Below are 21,577 nucleotides of genomic sequence, written 5' to 3' on the forward strand. Positions count from 1 at the left end.
GGACAAGATTATCCCTTGTCTCCACCACTTGTTAAACCAGATACAAAATTCTTTTGCAGGAAGAAGAAGAGAATACAGATTGGAAGGGCAGTGAGAATCGCACCGGCAGCAAAGAAGGCAATTTTTTGATTCTTGACATCGCTGACGAAGGTACGAAGACCAACTGCAACCGTATAAAATTCTTTTTCACGAAGAAGGAAGCTGGAGAGGATATAGTCTCCGAAAGGTCCCATGAAGGCCCAGAGAGCTTGCACAGCAATCATTGGACGAACGAGCGGCAGGACAATCTGCCAGAAGCGTCTGAAATGACCAGCACCGTCTAATTTAGCTGACTCATCTAGAGACATAGGAACGGTATCGAAGTATCCTTTCATCAACCAAGCATTCATTGGAATACCACCACCCACATAAAGGAAGATGAGGAACCAGCTTTGGTTGAGGGCATTGAGCATCAGCGCCATAACGAAGAAGGCGGTCAGAGCTGCAATGGTTGGCACCATTTGGATAATCAAGAAGAAAACCAGACTTTGCTTTCTTGCGATGAAATTGTAACGGCTGTATGCATAACCTGCAAGTACCACTATACTGGTTTGGACAATCATTGTCAAGACGGCAATGATAATGGTGTTAAAGTACCAAGTACCATATAGAGTCTCTGAGAAGAGACGAGAGAAGTTTTCCAGACTGAAGTTGATGTCTGTGTCTAGCTTGAAGGCCACGACATTCCCCGTCTTGAAAGCTGACATAATCGTGATCAAGAGCGGGTAGAGAATGATAATGGAAAGCACTACAAGGTAGAGATAGGTCAAACTATGGTTGATAAAACGTTTAAATTTAACAGAACTATTCATCTTATACATCCTCCATATCAAATGCGTGTAGTTTCTTGAAGGCAATCATAGAGATAGAGATGACGATGATGGAGATGATGAGGGTAACAGCCGCCGCCATTGAATATTGCGGTGCTGTACCTGTGGTCAATCGATAAATCCAAGAGATCAGGATATCGGTTGAACCGGCTCCTCCACCGACACTACCAGGACCACCTGCATTGAAGAGGTAGATGATTGAGAAGTTATTAAAGTTAAAGGTGTATTGACTGATCAAAGTTGGTGCCGCAACTGCCAAGATCATTGGGAAAGTGATGTTGCGGAATTTCTGCCAAGCATTGGCTCCGTCGATGTAAGCTGCTTCGTAAAGGTCATTTGGAATAGACTGCAAAATACCCAAGGTCAGGACGTAGATATAAGGGAATCCAAGCCAACCTTGCATCATAATCAGAGCAATCTTAGTCCAAGTCGGATCAGTCTTCCACGGGATCAGATGTCCATCTAGGAAGGGAAGAACCTTGCTGAGAAGCGGGATGACTTGAGTGTTGATGGCACCGATACTATCGTTGAACATGTTTGAGAAAGTCAGGATAGTGATAAAGGCTGGAACTGCCCAAGGAAGCAAGAAGATAACACCGAAGATGCGTTTTCCTTTGATGAATGGTTGGTTGGCAATAATAGCAGTGAAAATACCGATTACGATTTGCAAAGTAGAGGCTGCCAGTGCCCAGATGATAGTCCAAGTCAAGACAGAACCAAAGGCCGCACGGAAGGTACTCAATTGCCAAATGTTAGCAAAGTTGGTAAAGCCAACCCAATCCAAAAGCTTATTTGGTGGCAAGTGTTTGAAATCATAGTTGGTAAAGGCGATCAAGAGCGTTACCAATACAGGGAAAATGATAGCAAAGGTCATTGCCAGATAAGAAGGGATGATGAGTAAGTAAGGGAAGCCATTTTCATAGATTCCATCAAACATTTCCTTCAAAGTAGTATGAACAGGATAATCATTGTTCCACTGTTTAGCAACCGTCCGAGCATCCTTCAAGTTAAATCCATAGAAAATCAGGAAAAATACCACGAGGATGAGGTGGAAGGCACCGCGGATCAGCATGAAGAGTGAGTTGTCACCACGGACTTCACCAAGGGTGATGAGATTTTCAATTTCTGGTAGGGCAATAGCTACGAAATAAGCTAAGAATGCAACCGTAACCCCAAGAAAGATGTATCCTTTGGCTTTTTGATCATTATAGATTTGCCCCAACCCTGGAATGAGGGAGCGCAACATGGCTTGTTTGGGATCTTTTTTTGTCATTGTAGTCTCCTTAGATACGAGAAAGATTGAGGAATTGCAGCAAGTACAAGTCCTAATCCGAGTTTTTCTTATTAGAAGATAGAGTAAATCCTTATTCTATCAAACAAGGGGTAGGGAAAATTCCCACCCCTTTATTTAAACTTGCTTATTTGTTGCCGAATTTTTGATCGATAGTTTCTTTGATCAATTTAACAGCATCTTCAGCTGAAGTTTTAGCATCTTTCTTGCCGCTTACAGCATCGAAGAGCATGTTCTTAGCTGGATCCCAAACAGTACTCATTTCAGAGATGTTTGGCATTGGTTGAGCTGATTGGAACTGTTTAACAACTGCGTCTGTCAGTTCATCTTTCTTGCTTACTGCATACTCGCGTGCTTCTGTGTTAGCAGGTACTTCGTTAGTAGCATCGTAAAATGCTTTTTGTTGTGCAGTTGAAGTCAAGAAGTCAACGAATTTTTGAGCAACTTCTGGGTTTTTAGCACCAGTTGGGATAACCCAAGCTTTACCACCACCGAAAGCAGCATATTCTTTTCCGTTTGGAAGAGTTGGGATAGTTGAAACACCATAGTTTACTTTAGCTTCTTTTAAAGCAGATGCTTTCCAAGGGCCATCGATGATAGCAGCAGTTTTGCCTTTTTGGAATTGAGACTGGATCAAGTTTCCAGCGCCTTCAGTATCTTGCATTCCTTTAGGCCATTTTGCATACCAAGTTTTAGCGTATTCAATACCTTTAATTGCACCTTCATTAGCAAGACCGATATCTTTAGGATCTTTACCATTGTCACCGAATACATAACCGCCGTTACCAGCTAGAAGTCCGTAAGCGTAGTAGAAGTTTGTCCAGTCAGCAAGGAAAGCAGATGTTTTGCCATCTTCGCCTTCGAAAGCGTACTTGCTATCTTTAGCCAACTCTTCAAGTTCAGCAAATGTTGTAGGAGCTTTTTGGATCAGGTCTTTGTTATAGTACATTACCAAAGTCTCGATAACAGCAGGTGCTCCGTATGTTTTACCTTCTGTTGTTACAAGAGATTCAGTAGTTTTATCTGTCTTACTATCTTTGCTTAATTTTACTTCGTTTAATTGTCCATCTGTACCGAGGCTTCCTACGCGGTCGTATGGAGCCATCAAAACGTCTGGAGCTTTACCAGACTGGTTGTCGAGTGAAAGGTTGTCCAATCCACCCATTTGGTCACCAGTTTTAATAGTAACTTTAGAACCAGTTTCTTTTTCAAAAGCTGCAGCAGCTTTCTCCATGTAAGCCTTGTACTGCTCTTCAACGTATACTGTAACGTTCTTGTCGCCTGATTCAGATGACTTGCTTGAAGAAGATTTGCTTCCGCAAGCTGTCAAGATGAAGCCTGCCAATGCAACAGTACCGAGAACAGCAACGCTCTTCAACATTTTGTTTTTCATGATTATTCCTCCTAAAGAATAAAAAAATAATACCATCTAAGAACACGCTTGCATAGCGCAAACGTTTTCTTGAACTTAAAATAATTTTAGCACAAAAGGTAAACGCTTGCAAGCGTTTTTAAGAAAATTTTAAAAAATTTTTAAGGAAAGAGTGTTAATTTAAACGATGTATAAGGAAAGAAAATGGAAATCTATGGTATAATAAATAAAAAAAGTTTTTTAAAAAGCTTGCACTTGAAAAAAAAATAGGTTATAATTCAAGCAACGCAAACGTTTTCGCTAAATAAAGTAGGAAACAAGCATGAAAAAATTTTTGAGGTGTTACATATGAAAGCGAGACAAAGTGGTGTATTGATGCACATTTCCTCTTTGCCAGGCAAGTACGGGATTGGTTCTTTTGGTCAGTCTGCTTATGATTTTGTGGATTTCTTAGTTAGAACGAAGCAACGTTATTGGCAAATCTTGCCTTTGGGAACGACTAGCTATGGGGACTCTCCTTACCAGTCTTTCTCAGCCTTTGCAGGGAATACGCACTTTATTGATTTGGATTTCTTGATTGACGAAGGCCTGTTGGCAGAAGAAGATCTAAAAGGTGTTGATTTTGGTGATGATCCAAAAGCTGTAGATTATGCAAAAGTGTTTGAAGCACGTCGTCCTCTTTTGGAAAAAGCGGTTGCTCGTTTCCTTAAAGTTGGCGATCTTGACAAATTCCGTCACTTTGTTGCAGAAAATGCAGCTTGGTTGGAGCTTTTTGCAGAATACATGGCTGTTAAAGAGCATTTTGATCTGAAAGCTTGGACAGAATGGCCAGATGAAGCGATTCGTCGTCGCCAACCAGAAAGCTTGGCTAGCTATCGTGAGAAATTGGCAGACAAGCTGGAGTACCACCGTGTAACTCAATATCTCTTCTTTAAACAATGGTTGGAACTCAAGAAATATGCTAATGACCATCACATCGAGATCGTTGGAGACATGCCAATCTATGTAGCTGCTGACAGCGCAGATGTCTGGGCTCAACCTCACTTCTTCAAGACAGATAAGCAAGGCCGCCCAGTTAAGGTTGCTGGCTGCCCACCAGATGAATTTTCAGAGACTGGCCAATTGTGGGGTAACCCAATTTATAATTGGGATGCCATGGATCAAGATGGTTATGCTTGGTGGATTGAGCGCCTTCGCGAAAGCTTTAAGATTTACGACATTGTTCGGATCGACCACTTCCGTGGCTTTGAGTCTTATTGGGAAGTGCCAGCTGAGTCTGATACCGCGGCTACTGGTCACTGGGTCAAAGGTCCAGGTTATAAGCTGTTTGCCGCAGTGAAAGAAGCTTTAGGTGATTTGAACATCATTGCAGAAGACCTTGGATTCATGACGGATGAAGTCATTGAATTGCGTGAACGAACTGGTTTCCCAGGTATGAAGATTCTGCAATTCGCTTTCAATCCAGATGATGAAAGCATCGATAGTCCACACTTGGCGCCACATAACTCTGTGATGTACACTGGTACTCACGACAATAATACTGTATTGGGCTGGTATAAGGATGAGATCGATGATCCAACCCGTGAATACATGGCTCAGTATACTAACCGCAAAGAATACGAAACGGTGCCACATGCAATGCTTCGTACAATCTTTGCTTCTGTTAGCTACATGGCTATCGCAACGATGCAAGATTTGCTAGAGCTAGATGGCTCTGCCCGCATGAACCTGCCTTCTACAATTGGCGGCAACTGGGCATGGCGGATGACAGCTGAAGAGCTAAACCCTATCGTAGAAGGTCAGCTTTATCATTTGACTAAGGTCTACCGTCGTCTGAATACTGACTTACTTTCATAAGACAATAAATTTCAATACTTTCTAATACTAGGAGAAATCATGTCAAACTTACAAACATATATCCAAAAAACTTATCAAAAGAAAATTGCTGATTGTAGCAATGAAGAGCTTTATTTGGCTCTCTTGAACTACACAAAATTAGCGAGCGCTCAAAAGCCAGTTAATACTGGTAAAAAGAAACTCTACTACATCTCTGCGGAGTTTCTGATTGGTAAACTCTTGTCAAACAACTTGATTAACCTTGGTCTTTACGACGATGTGAAAAAAGAACTTGCCGCTGCCGGTAAAGACTTGATCGAAGTTGAAGAAGTAGAATTGGAACCATCTCTTGGTAATGGTGGTTTGGGCCGTTTGGCAGCCTGCTTCTTGGACTCTATCGCAACCTTGGGGCTTAATGGTGACGGTGTTGGACTAAACTACCACTTTGGTCTTTTCCAACAAGTCCTTAAAAACAATGAACAAACAACTATTCCAAATTTCTGGTTGACTGAGCAAAACTGGTTGGTTCGCTCAAGTCGTAGCTACCAAGTGCCATTTGCGCACTTTACCTTGACATCAACTCTTTACGATATTGATGTTCCTGGTTACAAGACAGCTACTAAAAACCGTTTGCGCTTGTTTGACCTAGATTCAGTTGATTCTTCAATCATCAAAGAGGGAATTGAATTTGACAAGACAGATATCGCTCACAACTTAACTCTTTTCCTTTATCCAGATGATAGCGACAAGCAAGGTGAATTGCTCCGTATTTTCCAACAATACTTCATGGTTTCAAACGGTGCACAATTGATCATCGACGAAGCGATCGAAAAAGGAAGCAACTTGCATGACCTTGCAGACTATGCAGTTGTACAAATCAACGACACTCACCCATCACTGGTTATTCCTGAATTGATCCGTCTTTTGACTGCGCGTGGTATCGAGCTTGATGAAGCAATCTCAATCGTTCGTAGCATGACTGCCTACACAAACCACACCATCCTTGCTGAAGCCCTTGAAAAATGGCCTCTTGAATTCTTGCAAGAAGTGGTTCCTCACTTGGTACCAATCATCGAAGAATTGGATCGTCGTGTCAAAGCAGAATACAAAGATCCAGCTGTTCAAATCATTGACGAGAGCGGTCGTGTTCACATGGCACACATGGATATCCACTATGGATACAGCGTTAACGGGGTTGCAGCACTCCACACTGAAATCTTGAAGAACTCTGAGTTGAAAGCTTTCTACGATATTTATCCAGAGAAATTCAACAACAAGACAAACGGTATCACATTCCGTCGTTGGCTCATGCACGCTAACCCACGTTTGTCTAGCTACTTAGATGAACTTCTTGGTCGCGATTGGCACCATGATGCTGCTAAGTTGGAAGGTCTACTTGACTTTGCTGGCAAGCAAGAAGTGAAAGAAAAGCTGGAAGGCATTAAGGCTCACAACAAGCGTAAATTGGCTCGTCACTTGAAGGAAGCTCAAGGTGTAGAAATCAATCCAGATTCTATCTTTGATATCCAAATCAAGCGTCTACACGAGTACAAACGCCAACAAATGAACGCTTTGTATGTCATCCACAAGTACTTGGACATCAAGGCTGGTAACATTCCTGCTCGTCCAATCACTGTCTTCTTTGGTGGTAAGGCAGCTCCTGCTTACACAATTGCTCAAGACATCATTCACTTGATCCTTTGCTTGTCAGAAATCATCGCGAATGACCCAGCAGTGGCACCACACTTGCAAGTGGTTATGGTTGAGAACTATAACGTTACAGCATCAAGCTTCTTGATTGCAGCTGGTGATATTTCTGAGCAAATTTCACTTGCTTCTAAAGAAGCTTCAGGTACTGGTAATATGAAATTCATGCTTAACGGTGCTTTGACACTTGGTACTATGGACGGTGCTAACGTGGAAATCGCTGAGTTGGTTGGCAAAGACAACATCTACATCTTTGGTGAAGATTCTGAAACAGTTATCGACCTTTACGCAAAAGCAGCCTACAAATCAAGTGAATTTTACGCTCGTCCAGCTATCAAACCGTTGGTTGACTTTATCATCAGCGATGCTGTTCTTGCGGTAGGTAAGAAAGAACGTTTGGAACGTCTTTACAATGAATTGATCAACAAAGACTGGTTCATGACGCTTCTTGACTTGGAAGACTACATCAAGGTGAAAGAGCAAATGCTTGCGGACTACGAAGATCGTGATGCATGGTTGGATAAAGTGATCGTTAACATTGCAAAAGCTGGCTTCTTCTCAGCAGACCGTACAATCCAACAATACAATGACGAAGTATGGCATTTGGAGAACTAATTATTTTAAATAAGTGAAAAAGCCTAGACAGTCCTGTCTTGGCTTTTCTCTTGTTAGAAGACTAGAGTAAGTAGCCTTGGAGGATAAGCTTTTCTGGTAGATAGAGCTTTAAAATCGTAGCAGACCTTGGCTCTTGTCAGTCTTTTCTTTTGGGTGTATAATAAGAAAAAGTATTTCTTTACAGGAGGTTGTTATGAAAAAGAAACCAATTTATCTCTATGTCTTACTGGGGTTAGAAACAGTAGGCACTTTGTGGGAACTTCTTTCGAAGTTCTCCTCTTCAAATGATGCCGTGGAAACCTTACTAAAGGGGATCAATGAGCCAGCAAAATCTCAGTATGCAGCTTACTTTAGCAAGAGCGCTGAACTGTCAGGTTCGCTAATAAATAATATTTTCTTTTATGTTGGCTTGCTTCTTTTGATTGCAGCTTGGTTCTTCGTTTTTAAGAAAGATATTTTCAAAGCCAATCTTATTTACATCGTGAACGTTCTTATTGGCCTGATTGGAACAGCGTATGGTTATGTGGTAGCAAAAGGGATTGCGACGTCTTCTTTTTCAGATCCGACCTTACTCTCATCTCAGATGCTGGGACTGAACTTTACTATCGGCTTCTCTGTTGTTGTTAGTCTTATCTTCCTTTCCATCGTTATCTTTAAGCTGATCAAGCAGCAAAAGGAAGCTGAGAGTGTAGAAGCGGTTGAAGAAGATTAAGATTTGGCAAATAACATTTACTGCTGATAAGCTAGATTAGCGGATAAATGTTATTTTTTTGGAATGGAGCAAATAAACATGAAAGTTTCCTTAGTTTATATTAGCTTGAGTGGCAATACAGAGAGTTTTGTCCGTCGTTTGAGCGACTATTTGTTAGAGCAGCATCCGAGTTTAGAGATTGAGAAAATCCACATCAAAGACTTAGTGAAAGAGGGACGTCCGTTCTTTGAAATGACCAATCCTTTCATTACCTTTCTACCGACCTATCTGGAAGGTGGCAATGGTGTAGATAATGGCGATGTCGAGATTCTTACGACAGATGTGGCCGATTTTATAGATTATGGGCAGAATGCTAGCAAGTGTTTGGGAGTTATCGGAAGTGGCAACCGTAACTTTAACAACCAGTACTGCCTGACTGCTAAGCAATACAGCCAGCGTTTTGGTTTCCCTGTTTTAGCTGATTTTGAAATGCGTGGTATGTTAGGCGATATTAAAAAAATAGCTGGCATTATCGAGGAATTGTACGAAATAAAAGCATAAGTAAAAAGCCGTTCGATCAACATTTTTGACCGAGCGGCTTTTGATTCTATTCTTGACTTGCATGCTCGCTGGTGATCGTTTCGACCAGCTCTTTTGAATATAAAATTCCTAAACGGTATTTTTTGTTAATGTAAGCAATAAGGTCATTTTGGTTTTCGCTAGTGGCCATTTTTTCTTGGAGTTCTTGTCGAAAATGATCACTTTTTAGGAGTTCTTGCTGCAGCAAAATCTGCAACTTTACCTTTTCTCTCTTGTTGTACAAAAAGAGAATGACCAAGCTAAGGGCAACTAAAATATAAGCAGTTTCATTCATAAAATATCTCTTCCTAAGAAAACCTCCCAAAACTGGAAGGTTTGTGTAGGGTTACATTTTTTCTGGTGCTTCTACACCAAGCATGCGGAGAGCTTCCTTCAGCACAACAGCAGTAGTGTAGCTGAGAGCTAGACGGCTGTCGCGTTCCGGAGATTCATCCAAGATGCGAGTGTGAGCATAGTATTTATTGAAGGCTTGAGCTAGGCTGATTGCGTATTTGGCAATCAGAGATGGCTCAAAGTTATCAGCTGCACGTTTGATTACGCGAGCGAAGTCTTGGAGCAGTTTGATAATTTCCCAGCTTTCAGCATCGTTGAGATTGTAGTTAACGTCAAGACTTGGCTTGAAGTCTGCTTTGCGTAGGATAGACTGGATACGTGCATAGGCATATTGTACATACGGTCCAGTTTCACCTTCAAAGGAAACCATTGCTTCCAAATCAAAGTCATAACCGTTGCGGCGGTCAGTTTTAAGGTCGTAGAATTTAACGGCACCGACACCAACTGCATGAGCAACAGCTTCTTTGTTTTCCAGATTTGGATTTTTTTCTTCAATTTGAGCTTTTGCACGGCTGATCGCTTCTTGCAGAGTTGGTTCCAGAAGGATGATGTTTCCTTTACGTGTTGAAAGTTTTTGGCGGTTTTTCGTAACCAGACCAAAGTCCACGTGGATCATGTCATCGCTCCAGTCAAATCCCATCTTCTTAAGGACGGCCTTGAGCTGACGGAAGTGGTTTGATTGCTCTTGACCAACGACGTAAACGTTCTTAACGAAGTTGTAAGTGCGCGCACGGTACATAGCAGTGGCAATATCCCGGGTGATGTAAAGCGTAGCACCGTCTGATTTTTTAATCATAGCTGGTGGCAGGTTGACATCGTCCAAGTCCACAATGCTAGCGCCTTTTGATTCTTTCAGAAGACCCTTATCTTCCAAAATCTTAACGGCCTCGTCCATCTTGTCATTGTAGAAGGCTTCGCCATTTAAGCTATCAAATTCAACGCCGAGCAATTCATAGATACGGTTAAATTCAACGAGACTTTCGTCACGGAACCATTGCCATAGTTCTGTTGCTTCTGGATCGCCATCTTCCAGTTTCTTGAACCAAAGGCGACCTTCTTCATCCAAGGCTGGATCGTTTTCGATTTCAGCATTGATGCGGACGTAAAGTTGCAAGAGTTCATCGATTGGGTTAGCTTCAACGGCTTCCTTGTTGCCCCATTTCTTGTAAGCAACCATGAGGAGACCGAATTGCTTGCCCCAGTCACCTAAGTGGTTGATCTTGATGGTATTGTAGCCCATCTTGCGGAAGATATTGGACAAGGCATCACCGATAACGGTTGAACGTAAGTGTCCGACAGAGAAAGGCTTTGCAATGTTAGGGCTGGAAAGGTCGATGGTGATATTTCCGCCCTGACCTTCGTTCTGTTGACCATAGTCAGCGCCTTCCTTGATGACTTCTTTGATGACTTGATCAGAGATTTTAGCTTTGTTGAGGAAGAAGTTGACATAAGGTCCAGTTGCGACAACTTTTTCAAAGTGACTTGGGTCGATCTTTTCAGCAATATCTGCAGCAATAGCTTGAGGAGCCTTGCGTTCTACTTTTGCAAGTGAGAAAGCTGGGAAGGCAATGTCTCCAAGATCGGAACTTTTCGGTTGCTCTAGTAGGTTAGAGATAGCGCTTTGGTCCAAGCTGTCAATAACTTTGGCCAATTCGCTAGCGATTAATTGTTTATTATCCATATTTGCTCCTTTGGGTCTTTTGTTACTATTCTATCATATTTTATGAAGAATCTTCAATTTTTTTGGTATAAGATAGATTTTTTGATATAATTGAGAGTATAAATATTCAGTCAATGAGGTCGAGTATGAGAAAAATCGAGCGTCATCAGCTTATTAAATGGATGATCAAGGAAGAAAAGTTAGGAACACAAAAGGATATTCAAAAAAGACTGGAAGATGAGGGGATATTTGTAACCCAAACAACCCTCTCGCGGGATTTAAGAGAGATTGGCTTGACCAAACTGAAGAAAGACGGGCAAGTCTACTATGTGCTGGCTCATGAAGCAGAGGAGTTGGACCTAGCTGGATTTCTGGCCAGTCATGTTCAGGCTGTTTCTCGAGCGGAGTTTACGCTGGTTTTCCGTACAGGACTAGGCGAAGCGACGGTCTTGGCAAATGTGGTAGATGGTTCTCTGGATAGTCGGATTTTAGGAACCGTTGCAGGGGCCAATACCTTGCTCGTAATTTGCCGGGATCAGGATGTCGCTAGAGAAATCGAGATGAGTGTCAAAGAAGGTATGGAATAGCCAAAAGCTTAGAATTGACGGAGAGGTTTGAGACGGAAGTCCGGACCTCGCTTGTTTTTAGAAAGGATAGAGATGGCAGTAGAAAAGTTATCGCCAGGTATGCAGCAGTATTTGGATATCAAAAAGGACTATCCAGATGCTTTCTTGCTCTTTCGGATGGGGGATTTCTATGAGTTGTTTTATGATGATGCAGTCAATGCCGCGCAGATTTTAGAGATTTCTCTCACCAGCCGCAATAAAAATGCAGAAAATCCAATTCCCATGGCCGGAGTTCCCTATCATTCGGCTCAGCAGTATATTGATGTTTTGGTCGAATCAGGCTATAAGGTAGCAATTGCGGAGCAGATGGAAGATCCCAAGGAAGCCAAGGGGGTTGTTAAGCGAGAGGTCGTTCAGGTTATCACACCGGGGACGGTGGTGGACTCTACTAAGCCGGATTCTGCGAATAACTTTCTGGTGGCTCTGGATTACTCAGAGGGCCTCTATGGTTTGGCTTATATGGACTTGGTGACCGGTGAGTTTCAGGTGACTAGTTTAGAGGACTTTACCTTGGTCTGCGGGGAAATCCGCAATTTGAAAGCTAGGGAAGTGGTGCTGGGCTATGCCTTGCCAGAAGCTGAGGAGCAGGTCTTGGCTGGACAAATGAACCTCTTATTATCCTATGTACAGACAGCTTTGGACGATGTTCAGCTGCTGGGCGAGGAGCTGTCTCCTATGGAGCGTCAGGCAGCGGGGAAATTGCTGGAGTATGTGCACCGGACCCAGATGAGGGAGCTCAGCCATTTAAAGAAGGCCCAGCATTATGAAATCAAGGACTTTCTGCAAATGGACTATGCCACCAAGGCGAGTCTTGATTTGACAGAAAATGCTCGCTCGGGTAAGAAACACGGCAGTCTTTATTGGCTGATGGACGAGACCAAGACGGCCATGGGCGGCCGTATGCTGCGCTCTTGGATCCAGCGTCCGCTGATTGATGAAGCGCGAATTAGTCAGCGGCAGAATGTCGTCGAGGTTTTTCTGGATCATTTCTTTGAGCGGAGTGATTTGACGGAGAGCCTCAAGGGAGTCTATGATATTGAGCGGCTGGCTAGTCGAGTGTCTTTTGGCAAGACCAATCCCAAGGATCTGCTGCAGTTGGCAGCAACATTGGGCAATGTGCCTCAGATTAAGGCTATCTTGCAAGGAATCGGCAGCCCGCATCTAGATCGTTTGATTGAGGGTTTGGATCCTATTCCAGAGTTGGCGGGCTTGATTAGCTCAGCTATTTCGCCGGATGCGCCCCATATCATCACCGAGGGCAATATCATTCGGACAGGCTTTGATGAGACCTTGGATCAGTATCGGCTTGTGCTGAGGGAGGGGACTGGATGGATTGCAGAGCTGGAAGTCAAAGAACGTGCTAACAGCGGCATCAGCAATCTGAAGATTGATTACAACAAAAAAGATGGTTATTATTTCCATGTGACCAATTCCCAGCTGGCTCATGTGCCTGGTCATTTCTTCCGCAAGGCGACCCTGAAAAATTCTGAGCGTTTCGGAACGGAGGAGTTGGCTCGGATTGAGGGAGAGATGCTGGAGGCGCGTGAAAAATCTGCTAATCTGGAATACGAGATCTTTATGCGGATTCGCGAAGAAGTTGGCAAATACATCAAGCGCTTGCAGGCCTTGGCACAAACGCTAGCAGCTGTAGATGTCCTGCAGAGCTTTGCTGCGGTGGCTGAACAGCAGCATTTGGTGCGCCCGGTCTTTACTGCGGAGCGCCGTCTGCAGATTGAAAAAGGTCGGCATGCTGTTGTGGAAAAGGTCATGGGTGCCCAAAGCTACATTCCAAATAGTATTCTGCTGGACCAGGAAACGGACATCCAGCTGATTACCGGGCCGAATATGAGCGGGAAATCAACTTATATGCGCCAACTGGCGATCATCGTCATTATGGCGCAGATGGGCTCTTATGTGCCCGCCCAGTCTGCCAGTCTGCCGCTATTCGATGCGATTTTCACTCGCATCGGTGCAGCGGATGACCTGGTGTCTGGCCAGTCCACCTTTATGGTGGAGATGATGGAGGCCAATCGGGCCATTCGGCAGGCCAGCGAGCGTTCGCTCATTCTCTTTGATGAGCTGGGCCGTGGGACGGCGACTTATGATGGGATGGCGCTGGCTCAGGCTATTATCGAGCACATTCATCACTATACTGGAGCCAAGACCCTCTTTGCCACCCACTATCATGAGCTGACAGCCTTAGAGGATAGCTTGGAGCATTTGGAAAATGTCCATGTAGCAACCTTGGAAAAGGACGGACAGGTAACTTTCCTGCATAAGATTGAGCCAGGTCCGGCTGACAAGTCTTATGGAATCCACGTGGCGAAGATTGCCGGACTTCCTGAGAAATTGCTGGAGCGGGCGGATAGCATTTTGAGTCATTTGGAGAGTCAGGATACAGGACTAGGCTCAGAGCTTCCTGCTGCATCCAGACCGAAGCAGTCACAAGTGGCGGAGCAGATGTCTCTTTTCGCAGAGGAATCGGAAAATCCAGTCCTGACTGAACTACGAGACTTGGACATCTACAATATGACTCCCCTAGAAGTCATGGCGGCGGTAGCCGAGCTCAAGAAGAAGTTGTAAAAACAAAGAGGCTGGGACAAAAGTCCTAGCCTCTCAATTGTCTTTGGATTGTCGAGCAAGACGCAGTGGTTGAGTGGGCTCTACTACGCTGATTTCATCAGCTTTTACAGCCCTACTCAACTGTGCGGAGGTGGGACGACGAAATCGAATTCTAACGAATTACCGATTTCTGTCCCACTCTCTTTTTATTCTCACGATTTGCTAGACAAACCGCTATTGATTTTTTGAATGTTGCGGTAAGTGCGGTAGTAGATGGCACATGAAATAATCAGATAAATGAGGGTGAATTCCCCGACGGCAGTCAGTGTCAGGCTGAGTATTTTTTCTCTTGGGAAAAATCCAGCTAGATTAGCCAAAAGTGCAAAGGTCAGAATCATCACACCATAGTGGCTGATGATGGAGCGCAGAATGCTCCAGTCTCTTTGGAAGAAGCTTCCGCTCCATCTGAAAATAGCTCCCATGATAAACCAGATAAGCATGCAGTAGAGCATGATGAGAGAAACATGGACATGCTGGCTCAAAAAGAAGTGGCCGATAGGCGAGCGAGGATGAAGCGGTAGATAAGCTGGATTGTAAAAATAAGAAACAATCATGGAGAAGAAGAGACCGATGAAAATCCCTCCAATTCCTCCGAAAAAGAGTTCTTTAAGACGAGTTTTCATAATTGCAACCTTTCTTTAATGGATTTGAGATAACGGCGGGACGAGTAAGTCTGATCACCGTTTTTCAGAAATATTTGAATCAGACCATTTGGAGTCAGCTTGAGGTGGCTGATTTGTCGGCTGTTGATAATCTCTGACTGAGAAATCTGCAGGAAATACTCCGGCAGGACCTGCAGCAACTGATAAAGAGCTTGTTGAGCTCGATAGCCGTCTTTTGCTGTTCGAACCTGAACCTGACGATTTTCTGTATAGACTCGATGAATTTCCTTAGCATCCAGCAAATAGATTTCGTCCTCTTTCTTGACATGAATCTTGTCTTCTTTGCCTAGATGTTGAGCAAAGTGGACCAATTCCTGGATGCTTTCTGTCATGAGGCGAGCCTCAATGCTGACGGAGTCTTCGGTGACTTGAGAATCGATTCTTAGCTTAACTTTCATAACTTCCTCCTTTCACCTTTATTAAACCGCAACTTGGCAGCGAAAACAAGCCCTTTTGTCTATGTGGCAGCTATTTGTGTCTATATGGTTTGTCTTGTGAGCAGAGCGGGCAAGATAAGTCTGCCCTCTGCTAGAAAGAGCCCAATGTGTTATAATAGATAGCAGAACAAATACGGAGAAAAAGATGTCAAAAATTATCGAACTTCCAGAAATTCTAGCCAATCAGATTGCGGCAGGTGAGGTCATTGAGCGGCCTAGCAGCGTGGTCAAGGAGCTAGTGGAAAATTCAATTGATGCGGGTGCTAGTCAGATTACCATCGAAATCGAGGAGGCCGGACTCAAGAGCATTCAGGTGACGGATAATGGCGAGGGCATAGACCACGAAGATGTCCCTCTGGCCCTCCGCCGCCATGCTACCAGTAAAATCAAGAAGCAGGCGGATCTCTTTCGGATTCGGACATTGGGTTTCCGAGGCGAGGCCATTCCTTCCATTGCTTCTGTCTCGCGTTTTACCATTGAGACAGCGACGGAAGCTGGCCAGCACGGGACTCTGCTGGTTGCGCAGGGTGGCGAGATAGAAAAGCACGAACCTACCAGCAGTCCGGTGGGAACGAAAATCAAGGTAGAAGATCTCTTCTTTAATACTCCAGCCAGGCTCAAGTATATGAAGAGCCAGCAGGCTGAGCTATCCCACATCGTTGATGTGATTAATCGGCTTAGTCTGGCCCATCCGGAAGTGGCTTTCACCCTTATCAGCGACGGCCGCGAAATGACACGGACTGCCGGCAGTGGTAATCTGCGTCAGGCTATTGCAGGAATCTATGGTTTGGCAACAGCTAAGAAAATGGTGGAAATCTCTGCTTCAGATTTGGACTTTGAAGTGAGCGGCTATGTCAGCCTGCCTGAGTTGACTCGTGCGAATCGGAATTATATTACGATTCTCATCAACGGCCGCTACATTAAGAATTTCCTGCTCAATCGAGCTATTTTGGACGGCTACGGCAGCAAGCTGATGGTAGGTCGCTTTCCACTAGCGGTCATCAATATTCAGATTGACCCCTATCTAGCCGATGTCAATGTCCATCCGACCAAGCAAGAGGTGCGCATTTCTAAAGAACGCGAACTCATGGCCTTGATTTCGCAAGCCATTGCGACTAGTCTCAAGGAGCAGGACCTTATCCCAGATGCTTTGGAAAATCTAGCCAAATCAACTGTTAAGCGTGCGACTAAGCCCGAACAGACTAGTCTTCCCCTTAAAGAAAATCGCCTCTACTACGATAAGGAGCAGAATGACTTCTTCCTCAAGCCGCAGGTGGCCGAGCAGCAACTATCCTTTGAAGAATTAGCAAAGCCTGTTCATCAAGCGACAGATGAAAAAGCAGAACCGCAACCGACTTCGGTCAAATTTGCAGAGAGAAAGCCAGTTAGCTATGACCAACTAGACCATCCAGAGCTTGACCAGGCTAGTCTGGAGCGGGCTGTGGATAAGTTGGAGCAGGAAGAGAAATCAAGCTTCCCAGAGTTAGAATATTTCGGTCAGATGCATGGTACTTATCTCTTTGCTCAGGGCAAGGGCGGTCTTTATATTATTGACCAGCATGCTGCCCAAGAGCGGGTCAAGTATGAGTATTATCGGGAGAAGATTGGGGATGTGGACAATAGCCAGCAGCAGCTTTTAGTGCCCTATATCTTTGAATTTCCAGCGGACGATATGCTGCGAATCAAGCAGCGGATGGAGCTATTAGAAGATGCTGGTATCTTTTTAGAAGAGTATGGAGCCAATCAGTTTATCCTCCGTGAGCACCCCATTTGGTTTAAGGAAGAGGAGATTGAGGCAGGCATCTATGAGATGTGTGATATGCTGCTCTTGACCAAGGAAGTTTCCATCAAGAAATATCGAGCAGAGCTGGCCATTATGATGAGCTGCAAACGCTCCATCAAGGCCAATCACAGTCTGGATGACTATTCTGCGCGTGACTTGCTCTTTCAGCTGTCCCAGTGTGACAATCCCTATAACTGCCCACACGGCCGGCCGGTCTTGGTCAACTTTACCAAGTCGGATATGGAAAAAATGTTCCGCCGCATTCAGGAAAATCATACTAGCCTACGGGAGTTGGGGAAATACTAAACTTTATAGAAGATAAAACAGCCCTAGTCATAGAACTAGAGCTGTTTTGAATTTTTGAGCTGAACTTGTGTCCCAGCAAGTAAATCAGCTGGATGGCGTTTGTCCTTGCGAAGCAGTCCGATCAGCAGAAAGATCAAGAAGAGAATCCCTGCTGAAGTTGACAAGAAAATTGACAGGGCATCTGCTTGATAAGCACTACGGATAGCTCCCATATGTCCCAGCTGCCAAGGGAAAAACTTGATAGCAGAGCGCAAAAGGCTGTGGGAAAGGCTCCTATGTTTGTAAACCAACTGTAAACCTGCCCAACGCTTGCCAAAACTTCCTTTTCTATAGTCTAACCAAGCAAAGATAATAGTTAGAGACAGGACTGAGGTAGAAAAAGCCAGAATTTGGCTCTGGACTTCAGTGAATGCAGGAATGCCTCCTAAAACCAGATAGTAAAAACCCATAGCCAGTAAAAAAAGAGCAATGAGGTAGCCCGAGATGAAAAGCCAGTCTCCAAACAGCTCTTTTAGACGAGTTTTGACTGGTAAGGGATTATCAGTTTTTAGTTTCATCTTGAGCATCTTCTTTCTTAGAATCCTCATCAAGGCCTATAACCTTGTCCAGATACTTTTCCTTCATCTTTAGCGCCTTGTTAATAGCCATTGCGGATGCGACTAGGAGGAAAAAAGTTAACCAGACCAGGCCAGTGAATTTTGCTGGGAAGCTAGAACCTGCAGAAAAGAGATAAATAGCCAAGGCTGATACAAGAATATACAAAATATGCCAGAAGCCATAAGATTTTACTTGCTTATAGTAGCGGTCTTTTTCGTCTTCTGAGAGGACGGGTCTTATTTCCGGCTTGTCACTTTCTTCTAAAAGCAGATAATCTGTCGTCACCTGGAAAATCTTGCTCAGCTCTACAATTTTTTCCAGCTCTGGCAGTGCTTGGCCAGATTCCCACTTGGAAATGCTCTGGCGAGAGACATTGATTTGTTCAGCTAGCTTTTCTTGTGACCAGCCTTTTTCTTTTCTTAGTTCAAATAATTTATCAGCGAGTTTCATCATGACAGCTCCTTTCTTTTTCTATCTCTATCCTAACAGCTTTTAGTTATCTTGAGAATACAGCTTCCTGTACATTTTGTCAACCAATGGTTGCACCTCTGTTTGCAGTTTCCAGACTGAAAATATGATATACTAGATAGGCAAAATGATACAAAAAGAAGGAAGATTATGTACGAATATTTTAAAGGAATCATCAGTAAAATAACAGCCAAGTACATTGTATTGGAAGTCAACTCGATCGGCTATATTCTTCATGTGGCCAATCCTTATGCATACTCAAGTCTAGTCAATCAAGAAACGCAAATTTATGTGCATCAGGTTGTCCGTGAGGATGCGCAGCTGCTTTATGGCTTTCGCTCAGAAGAGGAGAAGCAACTCTTTCTTAGTTTGATTTCGGTCTCAGGTATTGGGCCAGTGTCTGCCCTGGCTATTATTGCGGCGGATGATAATGCTGGCTTAGTGCAAGCCATTGAGCAAAAAAACATTACCTACCTGACCAAGTTTCCTAAAATTGGTAAGAAAACAGCCCAGCAGATGGTGCTGGACTTGGAAGGAAAAGTGGCAGTAGCTGGTGACGAACTTCTTGCCAAGGCTGCAGTGCAAGCTAGCAATGAAAACCAAGAGCTGGAAGAAGCCATGGAAGCTATGCTGGCTCTGGGCTACAAAGCCGCGGAACTTAAGAAAATCAAGAAATTCTTTGAAGGCACGACTGATACGGCTGAAAACTATATCAAGTCTGCCCTTAAGATGTTGGTAAAATAGGAGGAAGATATGACCAAACGTTGTGGCTGGGTAAAAATGAACAACCCCTTGTATGTGGCCTATCATGATGAGGAGTGGGGCAAGCCCCTCCATGATGATCAGAAATTATTTGAATTGCTCTGCATGGAGACCTATCAGGCTGGACTTTCTTGGGAGACCATTCTCAATAAACGCCAAGCTTTTCGAGAAGCTTTTCATTTCTATGATGCCCAGAAAATTGCTCAGATGACGGATGCAGACTTGGATGCTCTTTTGGACAATCCTAATATCGTCCGCAATAAGATGAAAATCTATGCGACTAGAGCCAATGCTCAAGCTTTTTTGGCTCTTCAAAAGCAGTTTGGCTCTTTTAACGACTATATCTGGTCCTTTGTAGATTTCAAAACAATTGACAATCAAATTACGAATTACAAGGAAGCTCCGACGAAGACAGAGCTTTCAGAAACCATGTCCAAGGCGCTGAAAAAGCAAGGCTTCAAATTTGTTGGTCCCGTTTGTGTCTATTCATTCCTAGAAGCAGCTGGCCTTATCAATGACCATGAAAATGATTGTGATTGGAAGTAGAACAATGAAAACAAGAAAATTTCTCCACATTTTTATCACCCTTTATGCCATTTTGTTTCTAGGTAGAGGCTTGCAGCTGATTGGGATAAATTGGCTGATTTATCCAGTTTATTTCCTTTTATTTATCTTAGGAATCTTAGCTTATCGTGAAGAATTAAAGGAGCAGTTGGCCTTGATTCTGACCAAGAAGAAGGAATTTCTAAAAACGATCTCTTTATATATGGTCTTCGTTTTCTTCCTGTCCATTGCCTGCAACCTGCTTTCAGCTTTGATTAAACAGAGTCTGGGCTTGCCACTGCAGGGGCAGAATGATGCCAGTATTCAAGGTGCCTTGTTGAAAAATCCATTTTTAATCTTGGTTATCGGTTGCTTTATCGGGCCAATCGTTGAAGAGTTTTTCTTCCGCCGCTTTTTCCTAGGTACTTTTTTGGCAAAATTCTCTAACTGGCTCGGTATTGTGTTGACAACCATTCTATTTGCCACCCTTCATATGCACAGCTGGGCCTTATCAGAGTGGGTGACAGCTATTTCCTATATTGCCGGAGGTCTTCTTCTCTCGCTCCTGTATCTGAGAAAGGACAAAAATATCTGGTATCCAATTGCCCTCCATTGTTGCAACAATATAGTTGCTTTTATGGTGACAATTTTTTTAATGTAGCAGTAGAGTGGTAAGTAAATAAAGTGAAAGTCTAGTGGCTACTTTTTAACTATTTTGAAGATTTTTAATAAAGGAAATGAAGGATGGATAATAGAGCCTTAGTATATTTGGCAGAGAATCCTATCTTGGAGACGGAGCGTCTCCTCTTACGTCCTATGACTATGGATGATTTGTTGGATTATCATGAATATACTTCAGATGGAGAATTATTAAAATATGATTATCCAGAGCACCAAAGCATAGAAGAGAGCCGAGAGAGCCTTGTCTTATATAATTTAAGTGCTCCTTTGGGCCGCTACGGTATCGAGTTGAAATCTGAAGGTAAATTAATTGGCAATATCTCTCTTCGAATAGATACGGAACAAGAAACGGCGGAAATAGGCTATACAGTCAATGCTAACTACCACAGAAAAGGCTATGCTACTGAAGCAGCCTTAGCCTTGAAAGAATTGGCTCAGAACATGCCGGGGATAAAAATATTTCTTGCCCACACGACTAAGCCCAATCTTGCTAGTCAAGGAGTTTTAGAAAAAATTGGGATGACCTTGATGTGGGAAAAGGAGGGATTGAGCCTTCGCGGAGAGCCGACCATCCGTCTCCGCTATGAAAGTAAGTTAAAGAATGACGAAAAAAAGGCCTAGACAAGATAGTTGTCTAAGCCTTTTCTGTACAGTGTGAATATTATTACTCCTCCTTCTGCATCCAAATCTTTTCCTTGATAAAGATACGCAGCTCGTAGAAAAGCATAAAGAGCGTGGAGATGAGGAAGCCAGCCATAAAGATATGGTGCAAGTAAGCAAAGACACCAATATAAACCAAGATGGAAAAAAGGTAGAGGATGACTAAATAATGCCATTTCTTGGCCTTGCTGTCTTCGATGACCTTTTTCTCCAAATGCTCGTCCTCCTTGATGAGCTGATCTAGACTGAGATCAAACTCCCGACTGATAGCGATGAGATTGCCAATATCAGGGATTCCTTTTCCACTTTCCCAGCGGGCAATGGCAGAGCGGGAAACCTTGAGTCTTTCTGCTAAGGCTTCCTGAGTGAGTTGATGATGTTGACGAATATCTTTGAGAACTTGAGAGATTTTCATGATGATTCCCTTTCTAATGAAATAAATAAGTTTCTTCTTTA

The 21,577-nt window shown here is 43.5% G+C and carries 21 protein-coding genes; 11 read left to right on the forward strand and 10 right to left on the reverse strand.

Annotated elements, in window-relative coordinates:
- Positions 1–8 precede the first annotated feature (8 nt).
- The 3 genes from FZ954_RS09390 to FZ954_RS09400 form a co-directional block, all read right to left on the reverse strand.
- Positions 9–851, reverse strand: a complete 843-nt coding sequence (locus FZ954_RS09390; protein WP_005592080.1) for a sugar ABC transporter permease — start codon at positions 849–851, stop codon at positions 9–11.
- A 1-nt stretch (position 852) separates the two neighbouring features.
- Positions 853–2,142 carry a carbohydrate ABC transporter permease gene (locus FZ954_RS09395; RefSeq protein ID WP_005591469.1) on the reverse strand — a complete coding sequence of 430 codons (1,290 nt, stop codon included), beginning with the start codon at positions 2,140–2,142 and terminating at the stop codon, positions 853–855.
- Between the two features lie 145 nt (positions 2,143–2,287).
- Positions 2,288–3,553, reverse strand: coding sequence for an extracellular solute-binding protein (locus FZ954_RS09400; RefSeq protein WP_148878180.1), 1,266 nt, complete (start codon positions 3,551–3,553; stop codon positions 2,288–2,290).
- Positions 3,554–3,871: 318 nt separating this feature from the next.
- Here FZ954_RS09400 and malQ point away from each other — a divergent pair, with 318 nt between their 5' ends.
- From malQ to nrdI, 4 genes are all read left to right on the forward strand, one after another.
- A complete protein-coding gene (malQ, locus tag FZ954_RS09405; RefSeq protein WP_260470224.1) occupies positions 3,872–5,389 on the forward strand; it encodes a 4-alpha-glucanotransferase in 1,518 nt (505 codons plus the stop codon).
- Between the two features lie 39 nt (positions 5,390–5,428).
- Positions 5,429–7,690 carry a glycogen/starch/alpha-glucan family phosphorylase gene (gene glgP / locus FZ954_RS09410; protein WP_148878181.1) on the forward strand — a complete coding sequence of 754 codons (2,262 nt, stop codon included), beginning with the start codon at positions 5,429–5,431 and terminating at the stop codon, positions 7,688–7,690.
- 193 nt (positions 7,691–7,883) lie between these two features.
- On the forward strand, positions 7,884–8,402 hold the full coding sequence (locus FZ954_RS09415; RefSeq protein WP_148878182.1) for a lantibiotic ABC transporter permease: 519 nt from the start codon (positions 7,884–7,886) through the stop codon (positions 8,400–8,402).
- A 63-nt stretch (positions 8,403–8,465) separates the two neighbouring features.
- Positions 8,466–8,942 (forward strand): class Ib ribonucleoside-diphosphate reductase assembly flavoprotein NrdI, encoded by a 477-nt coding sequence (gene nrdI, locus FZ954_RS09420; protein ID WP_398587654.1) that lies wholly within the window; start codon positions 8,466–8,468, stop codon positions 8,940–8,942.
- A gap of 46 nt (positions 8,943–8,988) precedes the next feature.
- On the opposite strand, the gene FZ954_RS09425 is transcribed toward nrdI, so the two are convergent.
- Both FZ954_RS09425 and argS read right to left on the reverse strand, forming a co-directional pair.
- On the reverse strand, positions 8,989–9,255 hold the full coding sequence (locus FZ954_RS09425) for a MarR family transcriptional regulator (RefSeq protein ID WP_148878184.1): 267 nt from the start codon (positions 9,253–9,255) through the stop codon (positions 8,989–8,991).
- 51 nt (positions 9,256–9,306) lie between these two features.
- A complete protein-coding gene (gene argS, locus FZ954_RS09430; protein ID WP_148878185.1) occupies positions 9,307–10,995 on the reverse strand; it encodes an arginine--tRNA ligase in 1,689 nt (562 codons plus the stop codon).
- Between the two features lie 125 nt (positions 10,996–11,120).
- Between argS and argR the strand changes: the two genes are divergently transcribed.
- Both argR and mutS read left to right on the forward strand, forming a co-directional pair.
- Positions 11,121–11,561, forward strand: a complete 441-nt coding sequence (gene argR / locus FZ954_RS09435) for an arginine repressor (RefSeq protein WP_148878186.1) — start codon at positions 11,121–11,123, stop codon at positions 11,559–11,561.
- 72 nt (positions 11,562–11,633) lie between these two features.
- On the forward strand, positions 11,634–14,183 hold the full coding sequence (gene mutS / locus FZ954_RS09440) for a DNA mismatch repair protein MutS (protein WP_148878187.1): 2,550 nt from the start codon (positions 11,634–11,636) through the stop codon (positions 14,181–14,183).
- A gap of 191 nt (positions 14,184–14,374) precedes the next feature.
- Here the strand turns inward: mutS and FZ954_RS09450 are convergent, their stop codons facing one another.
- The gene (locus FZ954_RS09450; RefSeq protein ID WP_148878188.1) at positions 14,375–14,845 is read right to left on the reverse strand and encodes a DUF3021 family protein; all 471 of its coding nucleotides are present in this window, start codon (positions 14,843–14,845) and stop codon (positions 14,375–14,377) included.
- Positions 14,842–15,282 (reverse strand): LytTR family DNA-binding domain-containing protein, encoded by a 441-nt coding sequence (locus FZ954_RS09455; RefSeq protein WP_045500179.1) that lies wholly within the window; start codon positions 15,280–15,282, stop codon positions 14,842–14,844. The genes FZ954_RS09450 and FZ954_RS09455 overlap by 4 nt, the downstream gene beginning before the upstream one ends.
- 184 nt (positions 15,283–15,466) lie before the next feature.
- On the opposite strand from FZ954_RS09455, the gene mutL reads away from it, so the two are divergent.
- Positions 15,467–17,410: a DNA mismatch repair endonuclease MutL gene (gene mutL / locus FZ954_RS09460; protein WP_045500183.1), complete on the forward strand. Its 1,944-nt coding sequence runs from the start codon at positions 15,467–15,469 to the stop codon at positions 17,408–17,410.
- Positions 17,411–17,445: 35 nt separating this feature from the next.
- Here the strand turns inward: mutL and FZ954_RS09465 are convergent, their stop codons facing one another.
- A complete protein-coding gene (locus FZ954_RS09465) occupies positions 17,446–17,967 on the reverse strand; it encodes an RDD family protein (protein ID WP_187423361.1) in 522 nt (173 codons plus the stop codon).
- A complete protein-coding gene (locus tag FZ954_RS09470) occupies positions 17,951–18,457 on the reverse strand; it encodes a helix-turn-helix domain-containing protein (protein ID WP_148878230.1) in 507 nt (168 codons plus the stop codon). Before FZ954_RS09470 ends, FZ954_RS09465 begins: the two co-directional genes overlap by 17 nt.
- 168 nt (positions 18,458–18,625) lie before the next feature.
- Here FZ954_RS09470 and ruvA point away from each other — a divergent pair, with 168 nt between their 5' ends.
- From ruvA to FZ954_RS09490, 4 genes are all read left to right on the forward strand, one after another.
- On the forward strand, positions 18,626–19,219 hold the full coding sequence (gene ruvA, locus FZ954_RS09475; protein WP_148878190.1) for a Holliday junction branch migration protein RuvA: 594 nt from the start codon (positions 18,626–18,628) through the stop codon (positions 19,217–19,219).
- Between the two features lie 9 nt (positions 19,220–19,228).
- Positions 19,229–19,783, forward strand: coding sequence for a DNA-3-methyladenine glycosylase I (locus FZ954_RS09480; protein ID WP_148878191.1), 555 nt, complete (start codon positions 19,229–19,231; stop codon positions 19,781–19,783).
- A gap of 4 nt (positions 19,784–19,787) precedes the next feature.
- A complete protein-coding gene (locus FZ954_RS09485; RefSeq protein WP_148878192.1) occupies positions 19,788–20,441 on the forward strand; it encodes a type II CAAX prenyl endopeptidase Rce1 family protein in 654 nt (217 codons plus the stop codon).
- An 83-nt stretch (positions 20,442–20,524) separates the two neighbouring features.
- A complete protein-coding gene (locus tag FZ954_RS09490; protein ID WP_148878193.1) occupies positions 20,525–21,082 on the forward strand; it encodes a GNAT family N-acetyltransferase in 558 nt (185 codons plus the stop codon).
- A 43-nt stretch (positions 21,083–21,125) separates the two neighbouring features.
- Here FZ954_RS09490 and FZ954_RS09495 read toward each other — a convergent pair whose 3' ends face one another.
- Positions 21,126–21,536 (reverse strand): helix-turn-helix domain-containing protein, encoded by a 411-nt coding sequence (locus tag FZ954_RS09495; RefSeq protein ID WP_148878194.1) that lies wholly within the window; start codon positions 21,534–21,536, stop codon positions 21,126–21,128.
- Between the last annotated feature and the right edge of the window lie 41 nt (positions 21,537–21,577).

It is taken from the genome of Streptococcus sp. Marseille-P7375, from assembly GCF_902460365.1.
In the GTDB taxonomy this organism is placed as follows: domain Bacteria; phylum Bacillota; class Bacilli; order Lactobacillales; family Streptococcaceae; genus Streptococcus; species Streptococcus cristatus_I.